A 19535-nucleotide genomic window follows, 5' to 3' on the forward strand; every position below is an offset into this window, starting at 1 on the left:
TCAAGTCCTTTTGTGAACTTGTTGATTGAGTAATTTATAAGAAAATAAACATGATTTAAGAACCTAGGTGTCTTTTTTATAGGTCAATAATGCTTAAAGTTAAGCAAATGTAAGAAATGAATTAAAAATGACAAGAAATAGCGGTGCTAAAATGTCACCTAATCAATAGGAATTATTGAAACATCTGCATTCTTATAGCTTTTTAGCTCTTTAGGAATAACTTTTAGGATTAGTCCTTCAAGTGCATCAATAACCTTCTCTTTGTAGAAAATTCGGCCATAAACTATTGAAACTTCGCGAGTTGGAACAGGTGGAGTGAATGAGCGGATCATTTTCTTACGAGTCCCTGTTAGATCTAACATATCCAGGTGTGGAATGATTGTATAACCGCTATCTTTGGCCACAAGGTTCTTAATTGTTTCAAGAGAACCACTTTCAAAGTGTTGAAAGCCTTTTACTTTCTGACAAAGATTTAGGACCTGGCCACGAAGACAGTGCCCTTCTTGTAAAAGCCATAGGCCATCTTTGTCGAGATCTGAGAATTCGAGCTGGCTCTTGTGAAATAACTCGTGATCTTTTGCTATAAATCCATAGAGTGGTTCATAGAATAACACTCTTTCAATTAGCTGATTATTGTGAAGTGGAGTGACAAGAAGTCCTGCATCCAATTCATCGCGATCAAGTTTTTCGATGATCTCTTCAGTTGTTCTCTCTTCAATGATAAGGTCGACTTTTGGAAATTCTTTAACAAAGCGACTTAAAAAAAGTGGTACGAGGTACGGTGCGAGAGTTGGAATAACTCCAAGCTTGAATTCACCTTCTATACCTACGATTGGATCACTTGCAATATCTTTTAATTTTTTAAATTCTTTATTAACAACTCTTGCTTGTGCAATAAAAGTTTCACCTTCAATCGTTGGAACAATAGGATTCTTAGAGCGATCAAAAATAACAAATCCTAAGCTATCTTCTAACTTTTGAATTTGCATACTCAATGTTGGTTGAGAAACATGACACTCTTCAGATGCTTTTCTGAAGTGACGGTGTTTATCGACTGCTAATACATATTCCAGTTGAGTTATTGTCATAACAAGAGTTCCTGAAGGTTGATTTATAATTTCTATACTATATCATACTTCATAATCGGAGACTATATGAAGAGCAGTATTGATTTATTTCAAAGTCTATCATCTTTAGACTTATTTATATTTTTTGCCATTTTAGGTTTAACAATAGCGAGTGTGATTTACGGCCAATATCGCATGAAAAAATCCACCGAAAAAGAGACCTTCCTTGATTTACTAATTATGGGAAGAAGACTTACTTTGCCACTTTTTGTCGCAACACTTGTTGCAACTTGGTATGGTGGAATTTTTGGTGTTACTGAAATCGCCTTTAATCAAGGTATCTACAATTTCATCACTCAGGGTGTTTTCTGGTATGTAGCCTATATTATTTTTGCATTTTTTCTAATCAAGAAAATTGAGCCTTACCGTGCTGTTACTTTACCAGATTTAGTTGGAAAGATGTTTGGGCCACGCTCTGCAAAGCTTACAGCAATCTTTAATTTCTTTAATGTACTCCCAATTGCTTATGGAATAAGTTTAGGGATTTTTCTTCAACTAATCTTTGGTGGAACTCTATTACTAAACACTTCCCTAGGGGTTGGTTTTGTTGTTCTCTACTCGATGTGGGGAGGATTGAGATCAGTTGTCTTCTCTGACTTAATTCAGTTCTTTGTCATGTGCCTTGCAGTAGCTTTTGTACTTGGTTTTTCATTTTTTGAATTTGGGGGACTCCCTTACCTAAAAGCAAATCTTCCTGAGTCTTATTGGTCACTAACTGGAAAGAACTCACTTGCGACAACTTTTGTCTGGGGTTTTATTGCTCTATCAACTTTAGTTGATCCAAACTTTTATCAGCGATGTTTTTCGGCCACGAGTGGTGAAGTTTCAAAAAAAGGAATCTTGATCTCTACTGTCATTTGGTTCTGTTTTGATATTTGTACGACGTTTGGAGCGATGTATGCAAAAGCCGCCATTCCGGATGCACAGAGCTCACATGCTTACCTAACTTATGCAATTCAAATTCTTCCAGATGGATTAAAAGGATTTATGCTAGCAGGAATTCTTGCAACAATATTATCAACACTTGATTCATATCTATTCATTGCTGGAACAAACCTAGCTTATGACCTCGCTCCAAAGAAGTACAAGGGGCGTGTTTGGGTTCACCACTTTGGTGTTATTTTTGTTGCCGTTTTAACAGTGATTATGTCTGAATACTTTCAAGGTAATATAAAATCTGTTTGGAAGACCTTGGGATCCTTTTCCGCATCATGTCTGCTGCTGCCGGTCATATACGGCTACCTATTTCCTAAGCAAATTAGTGATAACCAGTTTGTAACGGCTTGCTTGATAGGTGTCGTAACAACGGGCACATGGCGTCATATACCAAAGCCAGGCTTTTATTCTAATATTGATGAGCTTTATATTGGTATTATTGCAACTAGTCTAACTCTGCTCATTTATCACCTAATTAGGGATAAAAAGCTAGTCGGATAAGGGCCAAAAAGTGTATCCTTTGTGCTTAATATCGTAGGATTTTAAGTTCAAAGGATTACATATGACTGACAATAAAAAAGTCACGGATAAGTCAAACGCTGACGCTCAAAAAATTGAAAAAGCACTTAATTACCACTCAATGGGTCGCCCTGGAAAAATCGAAGTTGTTGCAACAAAACCATGTTTAACAGCATCTGATTTAACAAAAGCATACTCTCCAGGTGTTGCTCATCCATGTCTTGAAATTGCTAAGAACCCTGATGATGTTTACAAGTACACAGCAAAAGGAAACCTAGTTGCTGTTGTATCAAACGGAACAGCAGTTCTTGGTCTAGGAAATATCGGTGCCGCTGCTGGTAAGCCAGTAATGGAAGGGAAAGGTATTCTTTTCAAGCGTTTCGCTGATATCGATGTTTTCGATATTGAAGTTGAAGAATCAACTGTTGAAGGAATGGTAAATGTTGTTAAGGCACTTGAGCCTACTTTTGGTGGTGTTAACCTTGAAGATATCAAAGCACCAGAGTGTTTTGAAATTGAAAAACAACTAATCGAAAAAATGGATATTCCAGTATTTCACGATGATCAACATGGTACTGCAATTATCGCAGCAGCTGGTTTTATCAACGCGCTAGAATTATCTAAGAAAAAAATTGATAAAGTAAAAGTAGTATTCTCTGGAGCTGGTGCTGCATCAATGGCATGTGCTAAGCTTTTCTTTCACCTTGGTGTTAAGCCAGAAAACCTACTTATGACAGACTCTCGCGGTGTAATTTATAAAGGCCGTGAAAGTGGAATGAACGAATACAAAGAAGAATTTGCAAATGAAACTGATGCAAGAACTCTAGGGGATGCAATGGTTGATGCCGATGTCTTCATTGGTTGTTCAGCAAAAGGTGTTTTAACGAAAGAAATGGTTAAAACAATGGCAAAAAGTCCAATCATCTTTGCAATGGCAAACCCTGATCCAGAAATTCTTCCAAGTGAAGTTGAAGAAGTTCGCGATGATGCAATTATGGCTACAGGACGCTCTGACTTCCCTAACCAAGTTAATAACGTTCTTGGTTTCCCTTCAATCTTTAGAGGAGCACTAGATGTACGTGCTCGTAAGATTAATGAAGAAATGAAGCTTGCTGCAGTTTACGCTCTTGCAGAACTTGCAAAAGAAGATGTTCCTGATGAAGTTAAACTTGCTTACCAAGGTGAAGATTTCAAATACGGAAAAAATTATATTATCCCTAAGCCTTTTGATACTCGTGTACTTACGAGAGTTGCTCCAGCTGTTGCTAAAGCTGCAATGGATACAGGTGTTGCAAGAAGAGAGATTGCTGATCTTCACGAGTACTCTGAACACCTAGCTAGCCGTCTTTCGGCAAGTGGTGCTTTCATGAAAACTGTTCGTGATCGTCTAGCAGCTCATATTAAGCGCACTGGTGAAAAAGTTAGAATGGTATTTGCTGAAGGTATTAATACTCGTATCCTTAACGTAGTTAAAACACTTCTTGATGGAAATGCTATTGAGCCAATTCTTCTTGGTCACCCAGATGATATCAAAGCAAAAATTAAGTCTCTTGGTCTTGAAGAGTTCTTAGATGGAAAAGTTGAAATCATCCGTCCAAGAAAAGCTGATAACTTTAAAGAATTCTACAAAGAATACTGTGAAGCTAAGCAAAGAGAAGGTGTTTCACTTAATGCTGCTGAAGACTTAATGATTCAAGAAAACTTCTACGGTTCAATGATGGTTAAAAAAGGTCTTGCCGATACATTTATCGCTGGTCCATCTCTAAACTATAGCGACTGTCTTTCTCCAATTCTAAAAGTTATTGGATCAAAGCCAGGAACAAAAGCGGCAGGTGTTTTCATCCTAGTATTTAAAGACCGTGTTCTTTTCCTAGCAGATACAACAGTTCAACCGGACCCAACTGCAGAAGATTTAGTAGAGATTGCAAACTCAACTGCTGAGCTTTACAAGTCACTAATGAAGAGAGATCCAAGAATTGCTTTCTTAAGCTACTCTAACTTTGGAGACTCAAAGCTTCCGGATGCTAAGAAGATGAAACTTGCTACAAAAATGGCAAAAGAAAAATATCCAGAACTAAAGATCGAAGGTGAAATGCAAGCAGACGTTGCAGTTAACCACGGTATTATGAAAAATCTTTTCAACTTCAGTGAACTTGATAAGTCTGCAGATATTTTAATCTTCCCTGAACTAAACTCTGCAAACATTTCGTACAAGCTTCTTGCTCAATTAACAGAAGCATCTGCTATTGGACCAATCCTTGTACCAATGAATAAGACAGTTAATATCATTCAAAGAACTGCTTCTATTAAAGAGATCGTAGATTCTTGTCGTCTAACGGCATTAAGAGCTCTAGAAGAAAAAGTTAACAGAAACGATATTTAAGAGGAGTTAAAGATGACATTTCAAAAGAATATTATTTCAACTGATAAAGCGCCAAGTGCAGTAGGAACTTACTCACAAGGTGTTGAATATAACGGGACATACTTCTTTTCTGGTCAAATCGGAATTGATCCAGCGACTAGTGAACTAAAAGAAGGATTTGTTCCTCAACTAAATCAGATCATGAAGAATATTGATGGGCTACTTGAGTCACAAAACTTAACTCGTGAGCACATTATTAAAACTTCAATTTTCGTTACTGACCTTGCTAACTTTGGTGAGGTCAATGCTGCATATGAAGCTTATTTTACAGCTCCATATCCAGCAAGAAGCTGCGTTCAAGTTCCAGCACTTCCAAAGGGAGCTGTTGTTGAAATTGAAGTTATTGCAGCTAAAGGATAATTAACACTTTTTTATGTTTGATAAGAAGTATGTATTTGAGACAAAACAAACTAGATCTTGGAGAAAGGCCCTCGAGCTTTTCTCCAAGTTTATTATTTTTATCTTAGGTTACTCACTTCTCTCTTACATCCTCATCCTCTACTCTCAAAACGAAAACCTTAAAACAAAAGAAACTTTCTATAAGAAAAGACCAGATATCATCGTTGTCTTTACTGGGGATAGAGGTCGTATTCAAGAAGCGATTCGCTTAGCAAAAGAATACAATCAAGAAAATATTCTAATTTCAGGAGTGCACACAAAAAATAGTGTTAGTACTTTAATTCAAAGTCATCAAATTACAGATGAGATTAATCACGATTTTCTTGATATCGATTACAATGCAAAGAATACTTATGAGAATGTTTTAGAAACTCTACAAGCTCTTCGTAAGAAGAGTAATATTGATACTGTTCTGATTGTTTCACATGATTACCATATTCTAAGAATCAAATCGATTATCGAATATCGTCGTCGCGATAGTGATCAATACAAGTTCTATTTCTGGGGAGTCAAGTCACCACTTGATTCACTTAGAAGTCTCAAAATTATCTACAAAGAAGTATTTAAATACTTCAGAACACTTACTTACTTGGCCCTGGCCAGTGAGGATTAAAATTTAAATAGGAGGAATAATGAATATCGTTCCATCAATCATGGCAACTAAGAAAAGTGGCCCAAAATCACTTCGTTCAACTGTAACGAGAGTTTACTTACTAACTGCAAGTGCACTAGAAGAAAGTAATATTACGCATTCTGAGCATATCCCGGAATGGATTATCGGAAGAATTGGCGAAGAAAAAGAAGTTAGTATCCTTGGTAGTGAAGGACCTATTATCTTCAAAGTTATCGAAGAAGCTAAAGATGGTGAGCAACACTATAACCTTATTACAGATAGTAACTACTCTATTGCAAGAGAAGCACTAGGCTCTCTTGTTGGTCAGATTACTAAAGAGCGCTCTAAGAAAGTTGAAATCAATTTCTACGGACTTGATAAAGATATGATTACTGGTGCAATCGTTGGACTTGAACTTGCGCTTTACCGTTTTAAAGAAGAACTAAACCTTGGTGCTATTTCATTCTTTGATGACGCAAAGAAAGTAGCGAAGTCTACAGTAGATACGGCCCTTTCAATGGCGCAATCGATTAATACAGCAAGGCACTTAGTTAATCTTCCTGCAAATATGTTAAACCCAGTAACTTACGCAGACGCGGTTAAGAAGCACTTTGCAAAATCAAAAACGATGAAAGTTACGATTTATGATGAGAAGAAATTAGAGAAAGAAAAATGCGGACTAATCTTAAGCGTTGGACAAGCTTCTGCGACTCCACCAAGAATTGTTCATATGCAATACCGTCCAGCGGGAGCAAAAGGCAAGCCTACAGCAATCGTTGGAAAAGGAATCACATTTGACTGCGGTGGCCTAAATCTAAAAGGTGGCGCAGGTATGGGTAAAATGAAAAAAGACATGGGTGGTTCTGCAACGGTTATGGGATTTGCTACGTGGCTAGAGAACTCAGGTGTGAAGAAAAAAGTAGACCTTTATCTTGCACTTGCAGAGAACTCGATTAATGAAAATGCTACTCGTCCAGGAGATATCTATACTTCTCGAAATGGCCTAAAGGTCGAAATTGGCAATACTGATGCGGAAGGAAGACTTGCTCTTGCCGATGCAATGGATATTGCGATTACTCAAAAAGAAAAGCCAGAAGTATTAATTGATTTTGCAACTTTAACTGGGGCCGCAAAAGTATCAATGGGTGATCATGTAACGAGTATGTTTGCAAACGATGATGAACTAGCTGATAAACTACTAAAGGCTTCTCAAAACAATGGAGACCTTTCTTGGCGTATGCCTCTTTATAGACCTTACTATAAAGGTTTTAAGTCGCACTTTGCAGACATGAACAATATGTCGACTGTTCAAGGTGGATCTATTGGAGCAGCTCTCTTCCTAGAAAAATTTATTGGTGACACTAAGTGGGCACACTTTGATATCTTTGGATGGACGAGTGGATTTAGACCTTCACTTGTTCAAGAAGGTGGATCTGGCCAAGGAGTCGAGACTCTAATTGGATACTTTAAATAAGAAATAAAAAAGCAGGTCGTAAGACCTGCCTTTTTTTATGCTTAACCTCTTGTAACAGAGATCACGGAGTCTAGTGCTTCAAGTCCCGAAATTGTTTTAAGTAGTTCAGAATAATCCTTAACCTCTACTTCAAAAATAAGGCTACCTTTTCGATCTTGAGTTGACTTGGCCATGGCCGAGCGAATATTTACGCCAAGGTTTCCAATTTCCTTAGAAATCATTGAAAGAATACCTGGCCTATCATGTGTTAGAACATGAATATTTACAGGGTGCTTAAACGTGAAGTTCTCATTCCATTCAACGGCAATTTGTCTCCCGACATCACCTACATCGTAACGTGTACAGTCTGAACGGTGAATCGTAATTCCACGTCCTCGAGTGATATAACCAATAATTGGGTCCCCTGGAATAGGGTTACAACAACGGGCCATACGAACCATGAGGTCGTCCATTCCATCAACGATAACGGCATTATCTTTGTGAGCACGCTTTTTAGCAGTACGAGAAATAGTTGAAGTAAGTGAAGAGATTTCTTTCTTCTTTGCATCATCAACTTTTTCATCTTTTAGACCTGGAATACATTCGATAACTTTATCAACATGTAATTTCCCAGCGCCGACGTTATTGTAGATTTCACTATAAGTTTTAACGTTAGTCAGATTTTCTTTCGCATAATCAAGATCATTACGCTTTAAAACTGCTTTTAGAGTCGTACCAAGAACCTTGAATGCCTTATCAAGAGTTTCCTTACCAACTTCAATATTGCGCTCTCTTTCGGCCTTAAGCAGCCAAGACTTAATCTTTGCCTTTGCCTTAGAAGACTTAACAATATTTAACCAATCTTTATTAGGAGTTTGAGTCTTTGATGTAAGAATCTCAATTGTATCACCTGAGCGAAGAACGTACTTTAATGGTACCATTCTTCCATTAACTTTCGCTCCCACACAACGGTGTCCAATATCAGTGTGGACACGGTATGCAAAATCTAGTGGAGTCGAATTATCTTGAAGTTCAAATACATCACCATTTGGCGTGAAAACAAAGACACCGCCTACATCAAGATCATTCTTAACATGAGACATGAATTCAGAACTATTATCTGTGTCCTTATTATATTCAAGAAGTTCTTGTACCCAATCAAGTTTAGTCTTACCTGATGACATCCCTTCTTTATACTTCCAGTGAGCAGCAATCCCTCGTTCCGCAACTTCATGCATCTCTTGAGTACGAATTTGAATTTCAATTCTCTCTGCCTTAGGTCCAACGACCGTCGTGTGAAGAGACTGGTAGTTGTTAACCTTTGGGATTGCAATATAATCTTTGAAGCGTCCTGGGATCGGTGTAAATGCCGAGTGAATAACTCCAAGGGCCTTATAACATTCAGTAATATTATTAACGATGATTCTAAATGCTAAGATATCGTGAATTTGTTCAAAATCCACACCGCGTGAAACCATCTTTTTATAAATTGAATAGAAGTGTTTTGAGCGTCCTGTAATATCGGCTTTTACTGAGTATTCAAAAAGCTTCTCTGTTACGACACCAATTGTGTCACCAATATAAGTTTCGCGATCACTCTTCTTCATCGCAACTTTTTCGGCCAAACGATAATAAACATCAGGGTGAAGGTAGCGAAGACAGATGTCTTCTAGTTCAATCTTTACCGAGTTGATACCGAGCCTAGAAGCTAGTGGTACGTAGATATCAAGAGTTTCTTCGGCAATTCGCTTTTGTTTTTCTTCACGAACATACTGAAGCGTTTTCATATTGTGCATACGATCTGCAAGCTTAACAATAATAACTCGCAGGTCTTGTGCCATGGCAACAACCATCTTACGGAAGTTTTCCGCTTGCGATTGTTCCTTTGACTTAAATTTCATTTTAGAGATCTTAGTTAGACCTACAACAATTTGCGCGATCTCAGTCGTAAATTCTTTTTCAATCTCTTCAGGAGTAACACTACAGTCTTCAACAACATCATGAAGAAGGCCTGCGATAATCGTATCAAGATCCATATGAAGCTTAACAAGAGTAGCAGCAACATTCAGCGGGTGAATGATATACTTCTCTCCAGAACTTCGCATCTGTCCCTCATGGGACTTTTCTGCAAAGAGATAAGCTTTTCTTAAAAGAGTGAAATTCGCGTCTGGATAATAAGTTTCGACACGTCGACAAAGTTCATCAATATTTAATTCGCGCTCATGGGCGAAATCGAGTTGCTGGTACATTACTTTCTTAAGATTCCTTCAAAAATATCTTTTAATTCAATATATGCAGTCTCAAGGTCATCATTAACCACAAGATAATCGTAATCATTCTTTCTAAGTAATTCGCGTTTTGCATTATCAAGACGAATATTTAAACTTTCATCTGTCTCCGTGCCACGGCCACGAAGTCTCTGCTCCAATGCTTCAACACTTGGTGGAGCAATAAATATCACACGTGCACGATCACCAAAATATTCTTTGAATGAGTCAGTTCCTTGAACATCTAGATCAAAAAGAAGATTATGCCCTTGAGCAATTTCGTTTTCGACAAAGTCTTTAGAAGTTCCATAGTAATTACCATGAACTTTTGCCCATTCTAAAAATGCATCTTGCTTCTTCATAGCAAGAAACTCTTCTTCTGATATAAAGTTATAGTGCTTACCATGCTCCTCACCTTCACGGGCCTTTCTTGTCGTAAAAGAAACCGACTCCAGGAGATCATGGAATTCATTTTTAATCCTCTTAATCAGAGTTGATTTTCCTGATCCAGATGGTGCAACAATAACTATAATTTTACCTTCACTCATAATACTACTCGAGGTTTAAACCTTGCTCTCGAATCTTTTCTAGCTGAACCTTCATTTGAACAACGGCTTCAGAGATCTCTTGTAGTGTTGACTTCGATCCCGTTGTATTAGTTTCGCGGTTAAGCTCTTGAATAAGAAAATCAATTTGGCGTCCAACTTCCCCGCCTTTTGTTAGCAGGTCATTTAACTTAGATAGGTGGGCATTAATACGATTAATTTCTTCGTGAATATCCATTTTCTCTAAGTAGAAGATTACTTCTTGCATAAAGCGAGGTTCATCAACAGGCATCGCCGTTTTATATTCTTCAAATCTCTTCTCAAGTCTTTCCTTTACGGCCGCTTGAAAATCATCTGACTTATCATTAACTACTTTAAAAAACTCTTCATAAGATTGCTGATGTTTTTTAATAACATCGACCATTTTTTGACCTTCAATCTTACGTGATTCTTTTAAGTTCTCAATCGCTCCCTTAAGGGCATCGATGGCAAAAACATTCATCTCATCAATAGAAGACTCATCGACTTCTTTCATAAATTCATTACGTAAAAAATCAGTTGGTTTTATATCGAGTTGAACATCATTCTTGTCTGCTAGATGTTTCATCGAAGTTATAAATGCGTTCACTTTTTCAGTATCAATATCATCAAAACGAGATTTCGCTTCAAGCCTTTTATAGCTTACGTTTATATCAAAGCTTCCACGTTTAAAATTTTGCGCAATGAGATTTCTCATTTCAAGTTCAACACTATTAAAAAGTGATGACATCTTAAATCGAATATCTTTAAAGCGATGATTTACTGTCTTGATTTCAACTGTAACTTGAAGGCTTTCACTTCCCGCTTCGGCCTTACCAAAGCCAGTCATTGAATATATATTTTTGGCCATTTCCTCTCCCAATGAATGACTTTTTTAACTCAAATATACAGCGATATCAACCGCTAGAAGTAATAATATTAAATATTTATTATACTCCCCTGAAGATTGCTTTCCCTACTCGAGAGACCAGCCTTCAACCTTTCCTTGGCTAAAGTAGACAAATTTACGCTCACCATTTTCAAAGAAGGTCCAACGCTCATTTTCAAGCTGTGGGTTACCTGCTGTGTCAACACGATGTGGGTTTCCCCAGCGATCAATTACATTCTTCTTGTCCATCCCCATTGCAATTTCGCGGTGAGCCTGAGCTCTTGGAGAATAGCGAAAAATTGATGCAGGCTTTCTGGCCTCAAATTTCCTCTGCTTCTCATATCGAACGAGGGTTCTTCCATATTCTTGCTGCTCTGCTCTTGTTAATGTTAGGTAGTATAGTTTTTGAGAGTCATTATCAAACATCCTCTCTTTTCGACGGAATGCTTCACGATCCTCTGGACGCATACTATCGAGCTTACCCTGTAGCTCCATTTTCAATCGTTTTTCTTGAGACCATGAAGGGTAATCTTCTTCACTTGATGGTGTTCTTTTCATCATTTCATCTTTAGAGTACTGCACATAGCTAGGGTCTCCCCCAACAGTATCAAACGCCTTACCTGGGCTAAATAGTGAGAATCCTTCATCTTCCTCTCCCATAACATCAAGAAATTGTCGATCCATTGAGATCGGTCCGCATGAAACAATGGTCAAAAGTGAAAATAATGTTAATGCTCTAAGCATGTCTTCTCCTTAAAATATTCTCCCCATCACCTCTTCTCTACGGCGTAATTATTGAGATTTCTTAAGAATCCATTCAGCTTCCCCCACATCCAGAAAAAACTTCCTAGCATATTAATTTACTCAAGAATTAACTGTTGCCACTCAGGTATTTTAGGGACTTGCCGATAAGTGCTATAGAGATAGATTTGGGGATATTCTGTAATGATGAATAAATGGCTAAAAATTGAAAAATATTTAAATGGTTTGCTAACAAATCTTGCCAACTTCTTTACTGGAATTACTCCAAATAAGATTAAGAATTCTTATCACAACTTTCTAAAGACAATCGCTGGACTAATCCAGAAGATCATTGCCTTGCCAGAGTTCCTTACTGGGCCGGCAAAGAAATGGTTTAGAATTAAGCTAGCTGCATTAGTCACATTCATGCTGGCCAAAAAGCAAAGTTTAGCAAGTGTTGGAGCTGCTTTTAAGAATTTTAAAATGTCTGGTGATATTCCTCTCATGGCCTACAACGCAGCGAAAAGTTTTTGGTCAAAGAATGTTGCCCTAAAACTTGCAGCAGTCTCTCCGGCCAAGGCCGTGGGAATAACATGTACCCTAACTGTTTTTTCACTAACTGGTATTTCTGTTTATCAAAATATCCAGGAGATTTCAGATAAGACTTCTCCAAAACAAGAAAGAAAAATTGCTAGTGAAGAAGATCTAGAAAAAGCTAAATGGGGTCGATCTCGTTATCGTCTGGCCAATAAAAGAACGATCTTTTTAAGAAATGTTGATATTCCAATTTACATAAAAAATAGAAATGGCATGAAGTCTCTTCTTATCGATGTGCTATTAGAAACAAATAATCGATACACGGCCCAGTATTTCTATAAACCAGAAAATGAGATTTTAATACGCGACCGCCTCAATGAATCACTTCAAGCTGTTGTGCCTAACTTTCCTCTTGAGCCAGAAGGGAAGAAAATTATCAAAGAAAAAGTTCGTTATGAAGTTAATAAACTAATTGAAGATCTAAAAATCGACGGTCACGTTGAAAAGGTCTATATCGACTCAATTTTAAATGGATAAGACCGTTCTCACTGTTTGATTTGAAACTCCAAGTAAACTTGCAGTAGTTGCAACATTTTGGTCACAATGATTAAAAACTTTTAAAAAGTAACGATGCTTCATATCTCGATATGAATAGAATTCATTATTTTCAATAGAACGATCTATTATCTGATTGTGATCCATAAGATTATCATCCATTTCACAATAAGTTAGAAGATTTGACTTCCCCTTTAGGTGCTTCTTTTTTAAATGTGCATTTAATTGCCTAATATTTCCAGGCCATGAGTAACAATGATAAAACTTCTTAAGTTTAGGGTGAATGGTAATGCCATATCGATTTTCATAAGAACAAAGTAACTCATTTAAACGTTGATCATTCTCACGCAAAGAATCTAATTTTATCACTTCTTCAGATGATATACGAAAATAAAAATCAGAGCGCATTTTCCCTTCCTCTACTAGTTTTAAGAGGGAGCGACCTGAGGCCACGATAACTCTAGTTTTTATATATTGCGCTTGATTTGATCCAACTGGATAGAAAAGTCCATCATCGAGAAAGAGCAAAAGCTTTGCTTGAACTTCTTTTGAAATAGAATCGATTTCATCTAAGAATAATGTTCCACCATTGGCCATTTTTAGAGCACCATCCTTATCACTTAAGGCACCTGTAAAAGATCCTTTCTTATGACCAAATAATTCTGACTCCAAAATATTATGAGAGTAAGAACTTAAGTTAAGATGAACAAAATTACCAAGCACGCCACTTTGCTCATGTATCTTTTTTGCTAAATAGCTCTTTCCAGTTCCAGTCTCTCCTTCAATTAAGACATTAAGCTTTGGATGGATTTGATAATCAAAACTGAGCTTCTCTTTGCGCTCCTCTCTTAAGCAGCGAATTCGATTTCGCCCAAGGATGATTTCATCGCCCTTTCTCAGATAAGCGTGAGATGAAAATGAGCCGTTAATTCTAAAGGTTGCTCCATTAATTCCTGACAAACAAAAGGTATCACCTACATTTGTTTTCACAATTGATAGCTTAAAGCCAGCTTCATCCTCTATCGAAATAATAGGTAGTGAGATTTCTAGAGAATCAACAATAAACTCCTTTCCTGTTAATTCAATATGATAGGATGTTCGATTCAATAAAATTCGACGTTTTGAGCCAAATAAAGGTGTAATTTCTATAGAATTTCCATGAACACAAAATGTGTCTTTTACAAGTTTATCTAACTTTGGTACTTCTAGCATATATAACTCCTTAGAATTTAAGCAAAATCGTAGATAAACGGAAGTGAAGAAAAATGGAATATAAAATCGCCAAAGGTACAACTCAATTCAAATACGGAATGACAGATGTGAACCAACTAATTGAATGGTTAAATGCAGAAAAACCGATTGGTGTAAGTTTCATTGGCCGCTCAAATGCGGGAAAATCTTCAACAATTAACTCTTTATTTGGAAAAAGTACTGCTGTTACTTCAAAGACACCAGGACGTACACGCCAAGTAAATATCTTCTCATTTCAATTAGAGAAAGAAGGTAAAGTTGTCGATAATCTTCCACCTTTCTATCTATTTGACCTTCCTGGTTACGGACATGCTAAGGTTTCAAAAGAAATTCATGCTCATTGGGCAAATCTAATGGATGAATTTTTTAAGAACTGTGGTGAACAAAACCTAATGCTTAATCTTCAAGATGCTCGTCACCCAAATCAAAAAGCTGACTTAGTCTTTAGAGATTACCTAAGCCCATTTGGTCATGAAGCATTTCTTCTATTTAATAAACTTGATAAGCTTAAGACTCAAAAAGAAAGAGCGGCACTTAACAAGCTAAAGCCTGCTATCTTTAAAGAACATAAGTGGGTAACTCAAATTCACTTTATTTCGGCCCTAAAAGGACAAGGGGTTCCGCAATTAGAAAATGCCATTATCAATTACCTTTTATTACAAAATGAGCTAGAGAATAACCAAAGAGACTAAGCTACTCTTTAGAACATTTTGATTTAATATTTGATACGTCTTTTTCCATCAAATGAAGTTGATTTTCATAATCTTTAATTTCTTTTAAGAGTTCATCAACTTTAGGGTTTTCCCACTCAAGTATTCCCGAACTTAGATGCTTTGCAGCTAGTTGTCCCAACTCCTGATACTTCTCATTTAACAGAGTATTTGTATGAGACGCAGTAAGCATCTTCTTACCAATAACAGTTGCCTTGGATAGTTCTTGAGAGCACTCATCAACTATTTTCTTAAGCTTGGTTTTCCATTCCTCTTTTTGCATAATTCACTCTTTCAGATAGAATAAATAATAGATCGTCCCCTATTTTACAAAAAGATAAGTATGATTTCATTAGATTTTTTAGCAAAAAAATTCAACTCTTTTGAACAGGTTCTTGAAAGTAAATTTTCAAGTTATAAGGACTTACTAACCAGTGAAGAAAAGAGCACTCTCGAAAGTACTTATCAAAGTCTTTTAAAGATTTATGGGGAGACAGAAGACCCTTGGGGCCTAAGTGTTCCAAAAGCCAAGAAGAGTTTTGAAATTCTTTATACAATTTATCGCCACTACTTTAAGGTGCGTTTATTTGGTAAAGAGAATATCAAAAATGAACAGTACATGGTTATATCCAATCACTCAGGTCAAATCGCCATTGATGGCCTCATGATTGGCTGTGCCTTCGCTTTTGAAAATGAACCACCTAGAGTTTTAAGGCCAATGGTTGAACGCTTTTTTACAGCTCTTCCGTTTATTAACAAATGGTCTTCTGAATGTGGTGCCGTTTTAGGTGATCGTGATAATTGCCTCAATCTTCTGAAAAGAGGTGAATCTCTTCTTATCTTTCCAGAAGGTGTAAGAGGCGTCTCTAAGAGCACAACTAACTATTATAAAGTTCAAGAGTTCACACCGGGATTTTTTAGAATGGCACTAAAGAGTGGTGTAAAAATACTCCCCGTTGCAGTTGTTGGAGCCGAAGAGATATTTCCTTATGTTTACCAAGCAAGCGCAGTTGCTAAAATCTTGAAGCTTCCAGCACTGCCTATAAGTGCAAATTACTTCCCACTCCCATCACCTATTGATATTCATGTAGGTAAACCAATAGAATTACCAGAAGATATTGATGCAGATAGTGAGGATAGCTTAATTAATCCACATATTCGAGAAATAGAAAGAGTCATTCAATCAATGCTTACTGAAGGTAGGAAGACACGTAGACCTTGGGCATTTTCTAAAAAAATGAATGAGGATAACGGCGATGAATAATAAACGCTCTATCTTAATCATTGGTGCTTCAGGAGGGCTAGCAAATATTCTATGTGGAATTCTAGCAAAGCGTATGCCTGATGCAAGAATCATTGGAATTGATTCTCGAAAGATGAAAAACGAAGTTGATTTCGATAATTATACATTTCATCGTATGCGATATACACGACGAAATTTTGAAAAGCTCTTTCGTGAAAATAGATTTGAATCGATCTATCAAATAGGAAGGATTACTCCTCCCGGAGGAAGTGCCGAGGAACGCCTAAGTTTCAGTCTTGTTAATACCAGTAAAGTATTGGAGCTCGCGGAAAAGTATTTGATTAAAAAGTTTATCATGCTTTCTACCTATCACGTTTACGGGGCACAACCAGACAATCCTGTATTTATAAATGAAGACTATCCACTAAAAGTTAGTATTAAGCACCCTGAGCTTCGTGATGTAACTGAAATCGATGCACTATGTACAAATTGGATGTGGAAAAATAGAGAAAATATCGAAACAGTTGTTCTACGTCCTTGTAATATTATAGGACCTCAAATTGATAATACGATTTCAAGGTACCTAACTTCTAATATGACTCCTGTGCCAATTGATTTTAATCCTATGATGCAATTTATCCATGAATACGATATGGCAAATATTTTATTTCAAGCATTAGATAAAATTCCAACAGGTGTCTACAATGTTGCTCCAAGTGAAACGATATCACTCCAAGAGGCAAAGAAGATTACAGGTACAAGGGATATTCCATTTCCAGTTTTCACATTAGAAGTTCTTTCAAAAGCGATCAGAAAGATCTGGCCGTTCCCGAGTTATTTCATCGATTTCGTTATGTATTCATGTATTATTGATAACACGAAAATACATCAATATATTCCGGAAGATATTTACCAATATAATTGTAGAAAAACCCTCTCGTTAATACGAAAGGGTTAGTTTTTTAATAATCATTCTTCTTCACTGGCCAGCGTACGTTCTTTTAGCACATTCAGGGCCGGATCATTTTCCCAATCATAGATAATATCGAAATTTGAAAAGGCTTCGATAACTTCTTCTCTCGTTCCTTTTTCAATTCCAATATCTGCACTAGCGATAAAGTCATCAACAGTTCCTAAATTATTATAAATCTTTGTAAACGTATCTTTGTTCATGTGCACTTCAATATCCTTCATCTTCTCAATCATCTTCCTATCTGTAACAAAATCAACAACGGCATTTCTTATATGTAGGCCATACTTTTCATCATAACCGAGATTCACTGCAATGAACTTATCAGTCCCTTGAGATCGTCCGGGATTAATTCTAATGCGATAATTATTAACAAACGCACTTGCATTATTTCTTACTTGCACAAATGTTGCTGGTGCATTTTTAATAATGGCAACCTTACCTTCTGCTTTTCTTGCTTGACTCAAGGCCCAACTACGAGCAGTTGTAGCAAGGCTTCGATAGCCAATTTGTTTTAAACAATTTGCTTTGATTTGATTATTATCATTACTATTATTAATTCGAACGAGATAATTAGCTAACTGACATGACCACTGATAATCTCCGTCTCGATATGCATAATCAGCTAGCGACTTAACTCGTGTCTCCCCACCCATCGCAAGAACAATTCGCTTCGCTTCATCATCAGGATGAAGTTTATAAAGATTTGTTGCATCACGATCAAAATGTCCAAAAATAGCTGTATAAATACGAGGAGGCATTGATGAAACTGTTCCATAATTTTCAATCAATGTAGGTTCACTTTTTAAATAATCAGGAATTTTCACAAAGTACCTTAGTTCATCAGGACCCATTCCAAGAGAGATACCTTTTAAGGTTTGATCTAACACAAACGAGAGGCCATCTTGATAACTTTGAAGTCGTTGTGCTATTTTTTCTCGTCCCCTTAGACTAGTAGAATGTGTACTCATAAGGATTTCTGGTTTAAGTTTTTTTATAAACTCAACTGACCTTTTCCAATCTTCTGGGTTACGATACTTACCTCCTCTTAGACTATAAATATTCGGAAACCAGCCCCACATAATATTATTCAGTACCGCCTTTTTAGATGGAATATGGACGAGAACTTGATTCGAGGTATCTGTACCGATATCTTTAGTATAGAAAGTCATATCAACACCAACAATTGTTAGACGTTGTCCATTACGAACAGGAGTATTTACAGGAACAAAGCCATCATTATTAGGTATTACAGTATTTTTAAAACGTGCATCATCACCTTTATCTGGAAGGTATAGATTAAATTGCTCAACTGTTCTGGCCATTAAAACACCACTAACTTCAGAGTGTAGAGCTTCAACTCCTCCTGTCATCGCCATAACTTTATTTGTATTTGGATGACCAATTATCTTAATATTTCTATTACCTCTACGTTTTTCTTCTTCAACAAAGTACTTTGCACCAAGACTATAATGTTCATGTGAGTATATGATTGCTCTAACAGGATACTGAGTAACTTTTCTTAACTCTTTATAAAAGATGCTTGCATCGTGCTCGTTATCGCCTGTATCGTAGACGATTACGCCATCGTTACCAATGATAAAATGTGAGTTTACAATACTATCGCTTCCAATTGTATAGAGACCGCGTCCTAAGTTTAAAGTAGTTAATTTATCATATGAACCACGCTTTGAACTTTCCTGCGGTAATTTCCAATAATCGAAAGTTTCCTTAGACACAAGCGCCCCATTATCAAGCTTTGATAACTTCTTATCCTTCGACTTCATCATTGGATTATCATGGAGTAGTGTATTAGTGCTAAGAGCGCTTCCCATAAAAGATGTGCCTCTTCCTACAAAAAATGAGATAACACATAAAATTAAAACGAGAAATCCAACTTTCATATATTCTTCCTTTGTAGAGTTTCTTCAAAGAGTCTTTCGACATATAACAAAGAAAGAAGTACCTAAGTTCAGTTAAGCAAAGTGAAAAAAAATTAACTATAGAAACAGGCTCCCACCAAAACTGGAAAATACATAGGTCCGCAAAAGCGCTCTTATACAGAAATCATTTATATTTTCCAAAACAAAAAACGCACCATGCGTCAACAATGCGCAGAATTTTTAACAATTGACTGATTTCCTTGAAATGAATAGACTTAATCTATTCTCAATGGCCCGGTGGTGGAATGGTAGACACAGCGGATTCAAAATCCGCCGGTAGCAATACTGTGCGAGTTCAAGTCTCGCCCGGGCCACCACCTCAAATTTCACTATATATTTTTACGAACGATAAAGGTCTACGATTTTACTGGCGCTAACGCTTGTAAAACCTCCACGA

Annotated in this window: 17 protein-coding genes and 1 tRNA gene; 10 read left to right on the forward strand and 8 right to left on the reverse strand. The window is 36.8% G+C overall.

Features of this window, described 5'->3' with window-relative positions; translation table 11 throughout:
- Positions 1 to 158: 158 nt before the first annotated feature.
- Positions 159 to 1088, reverse strand: a complete 930-nt coding sequence (locus ACMAYS_RS13080) for a LysR substrate-binding domain-containing protein (protein ID WP_103217738.1) — start codon at positions 1086 to 1088, stop codon at positions 159 to 161.
- A 66-nt stretch (positions 1089 to 1154) separates the two neighbouring features.
- On the opposite strand from ACMAYS_RS13080, the gene ACMAYS_RS13085 reads away from it, so the two are divergent.
- The 5 genes from ACMAYS_RS13085 to ACMAYS_RS13105 all read left to right on the forward strand — a co-directional run bounded on the left by ACMAYS_RS13085 (position 1155) and on the right by ACMAYS_RS13105 (position 7490).
- Positions 1155 to 2564, forward strand: coding sequence for a sodium:solute symporter family protein (locus ACMAYS_RS13085; RefSeq protein ID WP_412463436.1), 1410 nt, complete (start codon positions 1155 to 1157; stop codon positions 2562 to 2564).
- Between the two features lie 61 nt (positions 2565 to 2625).
- Entirely contained in the window at positions 2626 to 4965 is a 2340-nt protein-coding gene (locus ACMAYS_RS13090) for an NADP-dependent malic enzyme (protein ID WP_103217736.1), read from the forward strand.
- Positions 4966 to 4977: 12 nt separating this feature from the next.
- A complete protein-coding gene (locus tag ACMAYS_RS13095; RefSeq protein ID WP_103217735.1) occupies positions 4978 to 5364 on the forward strand; it encodes a Rid family detoxifying hydrolase in 387 nt (128 codons plus the stop codon).
- Positions 5365 to 5377: 13 nt separating this feature from the next.
- Positions 5378 to 6016 carry a YdcF family protein gene (locus ACMAYS_RS13100; protein WP_103217734.1) on the forward strand — a complete coding sequence of 213 codons (639 nt, stop codon included), beginning with the start codon at positions 5378 to 5380 and terminating at the stop codon, positions 6014 to 6016.
- A gap of 19 nt (positions 6017 to 6035) precedes the next feature.
- Entirely contained in the window at positions 6036 to 7490 is a 1455-nt protein-coding gene (locus tag ACMAYS_RS13105; RefSeq protein WP_103217733.1) for a leucyl aminopeptidase family protein, read from the forward strand.
- Between the two features lie 41 nt (positions 7491 to 7531).
- On the opposite strand, the gene ACMAYS_RS13110 is transcribed toward ACMAYS_RS13105, so the two are convergent.
- The 4 genes from ACMAYS_RS13110 to ACMAYS_RS13125 form a co-directional block, all read right to left on the reverse strand.
- Positions 7532 to 9718: a RelA/SpoT family protein gene (locus ACMAYS_RS13110; RefSeq protein WP_103217732.1), complete on the reverse strand. Its 2187-nt coding sequence runs from the start codon at positions 9716 to 9718 to the stop codon at positions 7532 to 7534.
- The gene (gmk, locus tag ACMAYS_RS13115) at positions 9718 to 10284 is read right to left on the reverse strand and encodes a guanylate kinase (RefSeq protein ID WP_103217731.1); all 567 of its coding nucleotides are present in this window, start codon (positions 10282 to 10284) and stop codon (positions 9718 to 9720) included. The genes ACMAYS_RS13110 and gmk overlap by 1 nt, the downstream gene beginning before the upstream one ends.
- A gap of 4 nt (positions 10285 to 10288) precedes the next feature.
- Entirely contained in the window at positions 10289 to 11170 is an 882-nt protein-coding gene (locus tag ACMAYS_RS13120; RefSeq protein ID WP_103217730.1) for a YicC/YloC family endoribonuclease, read from the reverse strand.
- A 105-nt stretch (positions 11171 to 11275) separates the two neighbouring features.
- Positions 11276 to 11932 carry a hypothetical protein gene (locus ACMAYS_RS13125; RefSeq protein ID WP_103217729.1) on the reverse strand — a complete coding sequence of 219 codons (657 nt, stop codon included), beginning with the start codon at positions 11930 to 11932 and terminating at the stop codon, positions 11276 to 11278.
- Positions 11933 to 12133: 201 nt separating this feature from the next.
- Between ACMAYS_RS13125 and ACMAYS_RS13130 the strand changes: the two genes are divergently transcribed.
- On the forward strand, positions 12134 to 13003 hold the full coding sequence (locus tag ACMAYS_RS13130) for a flagellar basal body-associated FliL family protein (RefSeq protein WP_103217728.1): 870 nt from the start codon (positions 12134 to 12136) through the stop codon (positions 13001 to 13003).
- Here ACMAYS_RS13130 and ACMAYS_RS13135 read toward each other — a convergent pair.
- A complete protein-coding gene (locus ACMAYS_RS13135) occupies positions 12992 to 14233 on the reverse strand; it encodes a sigma-54-dependent transcriptional regulator (RefSeq protein ID WP_103217727.1) in 1242 nt (413 codons plus the stop codon). The genes ACMAYS_RS13130 and ACMAYS_RS13135 overlap by 12 nt on opposite strands.
- A 53-nt stretch (positions 14234 to 14286) precedes the next feature.
- On the opposite strand from ACMAYS_RS13135, the gene yihA reads away from it, so the two are divergent.
- Entirely contained in the window at positions 14287 to 14964 is a 678-nt protein-coding gene (gene yihA, locus ACMAYS_RS13140) for a ribosome biogenesis GTP-binding protein YihA/YsxC (protein ID WP_103217726.1), read from the forward strand.
- A 1-nt stretch (position 14965) separates the two neighbouring features.
- On the opposite strand, the gene ACMAYS_RS13145 is transcribed toward yihA, so the two are convergent.
- On the reverse strand, positions 14966 to 15265 hold the full coding sequence (locus ACMAYS_RS13145) for a hypothetical protein (protein ID WP_103217725.1): 300 nt from the start codon (positions 15263 to 15265) through the stop codon (positions 14966 to 14968).
- A gap of 60 nt (positions 15266 to 15325) precedes the next feature.
- On the opposite strand from ACMAYS_RS13145, the gene ACMAYS_RS13150 reads away from it, so the two are divergent.
- Both ACMAYS_RS13150 and ACMAYS_RS13155 read left to right on the forward strand, forming a co-directional pair.
- The gene (locus ACMAYS_RS13150; protein ID WP_392993498.1) at positions 15326 to 16246 is read left to right on the forward strand and encodes a lysophospholipid acyltransferase family protein; all 921 of its coding nucleotides are present in this window, start codon (positions 15326 to 15328) and stop codon (positions 16244 to 16246) included.
- Positions 16239 to 17183, forward strand: a complete 945-nt coding sequence (locus ACMAYS_RS13155) for an NAD-dependent epimerase/dehydratase family protein (protein WP_158246850.1) — start codon at positions 16239 to 16241, stop codon at positions 17181 to 17183. Before ACMAYS_RS13150 ends, ACMAYS_RS13155 begins: the two co-directional genes overlap by 8 nt.
- An 11-nt stretch (positions 17184 to 17194) precedes the next feature.
- On the opposite strand, the gene ACMAYS_RS13160 is transcribed toward ACMAYS_RS13155, so the two are convergent.
- On the reverse strand, positions 17195 to 19099 hold the full coding sequence (locus tag ACMAYS_RS13160; protein ID WP_103217722.1) for an alkyl sulfatase dimerization domain-containing protein: 1905 nt from the start codon (positions 19097 to 19099) through the stop codon (positions 17195 to 17197).
- 270 nt (positions 19100 to 19369) lie between these two features.
- On the opposite strand from ACMAYS_RS13160, the gene ACMAYS_RS13165 reads away from it, so the two are divergent.
- Positions 19370 to 19455: transfer RNA gene (locus tag ACMAYS_RS13165), tRNA-Leu, on the forward strand.
- Positions 19456 to 19535 lie beyond the last annotated feature (80 nt).

Origin of the sequence: Halobacteriovorax sp. RT-2-6 (assembly GCF_047085025.1) — a bacterium.
Classification (GTDB): Bacteria; Bdellovibrionota; Bacteriovoracia; order Bacteriovoracales; family Bacteriovoracaceae; genus Halobacteriovorax_A.